Here is a 1,909-nt window from a genome sequence, read left to right as displayed (position 1 = left end):
TGCCCCGGCTCGTCCGCTCTTGCCTTCCCGCTGATTGGCCATCGCTTCACTCCCAGTGATCGTGAAGCTCCTACCTTCTCATCGCCGCCCTCTACTCGCCAGACGGGTTCCGCTGACGGTTACATTTTTCCGGCCAAACAGGCTCCTGATCAGTCTGCGTGACTCAATTTACCCAGCTTATTCAGCGTAGCCTTAGATCACACGGAGACGCAGTATTTCTACGCGGACGAGGTCGTGCTAGAACAACTGCGCACGGCATTGAAACTGTCCAACGGCCTCAAAAGGCGAGAACATCGCCGTGGCCGTGCTCAAAGACCTCGGGTAGTTTCGCGAAATCGTAGAGCCGGCGCCTGGCATCGTATGTAAAGGCAGTCTCATATTTCCCGCGCGAGATTATGAAGCACGGCCAACGCCTTCACGACAACCCCTAGCTTCGACCAATGGTAGGGGAAGATGCCGGCTATGACCCGCCAGCATTTCAGCCGGGCGAACACATGTTCAATGCGAACCCGTACCCTGGAGATCTGGCGATTGCGCTCTTTTGCGGCGTGCTTGTCCGAGTGGTAGGCGGATTCATTGCGCTTGGTCGGCCGAAAGAGTGTGACGCCTTCCCCATGACCTCCGGCGTACGCCTTATCGCCCAGGACCACCACATCGCCGAGTGCAAACTTTGGTGCCTCCGTGTCCCAGATCCGCTTGTCATGCACCGAGCCAGGATAGCTGTCGCTAACGTCCACAATGGCGCCGTTGGCAGTAGCCACTACCTGAACCTTGGCGCACCGGTGATGTTTGTGCCCTGAGTACGCTTTGAGATCGGACGAACCGATCCGAACGCTGGTGGTATCGACGATCAGCATCTGGGCCGATGGCTGGCCGAACCCGGCATGCGCTAGGCATCGGACGACGCGGTGGATCGCCCGCGCCGTCGTGGCAACCGGCAAGCCCGTGAGCGCCGCAATCGCTCTTACCGTTAGATTGAGTCGCAACCTCAAGAGCGTCGCGATGGCCTGGATACGAAGACTGTGCTTGGGCGGTCTTCCGCGTCCGCGCACCTGAGATGCGATGCATCGAACCACGACCTCGATCTGCGCGGCACGGCAGCCCGTGATGCCCTCAAATAGTTGCGTGAGATTCTTGCGTGGATACAATCGGGACATTATTGAATTGAGTCAGGCCACATGAACGAGAGCGACCCACAACACGTTGACGAAAAGCCGATCAAGGCTTACGTTCAGCGCGCGCTCGTTCTCGATAAGCCTGGCGCTGCATTGAACGCCGTTTGCTTGGCGCTCGGCCTGCAGTGCAAAAACCTCTATAACACCGCCCACTTCGCCGTCAACAACGTGATCACCGCCTACGACAGAGTCGATGGTGGATACCGAGTCAAGGACGATTTGCACGAGCATCAGCGAGTGGCGATCGAGCGCTTCCATGTTGCGATTGATCGGATCAACTCGGCGCGACGCGACAAGCATGAGTCAGAGGTCGCATCGGCCGATCCGGGGGCGAAGACACCTGAACTGAAACTCGTCGCAAGGCTGGAGACTTGCTCTCTTAGTCCGCTCGGCTCGCTGCTCGATATCACCGTCCTAGACAACGTGCTAAGGGCGTGGCCAGGCATGGACGGCACTGCGGTCTATGGACGCCTTCCTGCCGCGGCTGCCCAGCAGGTATTGCGACGCTACAAGGCAGCGTGGGCAGGCTACTTCAACTCACTCGCTAATTTCGTTGCTGGCGGCGCCGGTTTCACGGGAAAACCTCGCTCGCCGTCGTATCTGGCCCGCAATAGCCGCTACGTGCTGGAAATCCCACTCGCCCAGATTGGGCGAACCCTCATTGGGCTGGGTGACAAGGTGATCCCGGTGGATATGGCGGAAACGCTTGCGCTCACCGCCGAAGAGATGGCGGC

General features: G+C 59.0%; 2 protein-coding genes. One reads left to right on the top strand and one right to left on the bottom strand.

Annotation, left to right across the window (positions count from 1 at the left end; all coding sequences use genetic code 11):
- Positions 1–374: 374 nt before the first annotated feature.
- Positions 375–1,157, bottom strand: coding sequence for an HARBI1 family protein (locus tag DN412_RS42755; RefSeq protein WP_115216981.1), 783 nt, complete (start codon positions 1,155–1,157; stop codon positions 375–377).
- A gap of 21 nt (positions 1,158–1,178) precedes the next feature.
- Between DN412_RS42755 and DN412_RS42750 the strand changes: the two genes are divergently transcribed.
- Positions 1,179–1,909 (top strand): hypothetical protein (locus tag DN412_RS42750; protein ID WP_208647779.1); only part of this gene is annotated, 731 nt, incomplete at its 3' end.

The organism is Cupriavidus lacunae (assembly GCF_003353055.1).
Classification (GTDB): domain Bacteria; phylum Pseudomonadota; class Gammaproteobacteria; order Burkholderiales; family Burkholderiaceae; genus Cupriavidus; species Cupriavidus lacunae.
The sequence above is the reverse complement of the archived record's forward strand: the minus strand, read 5'-3'. Positions and strand labels throughout refer to the sequence as shown.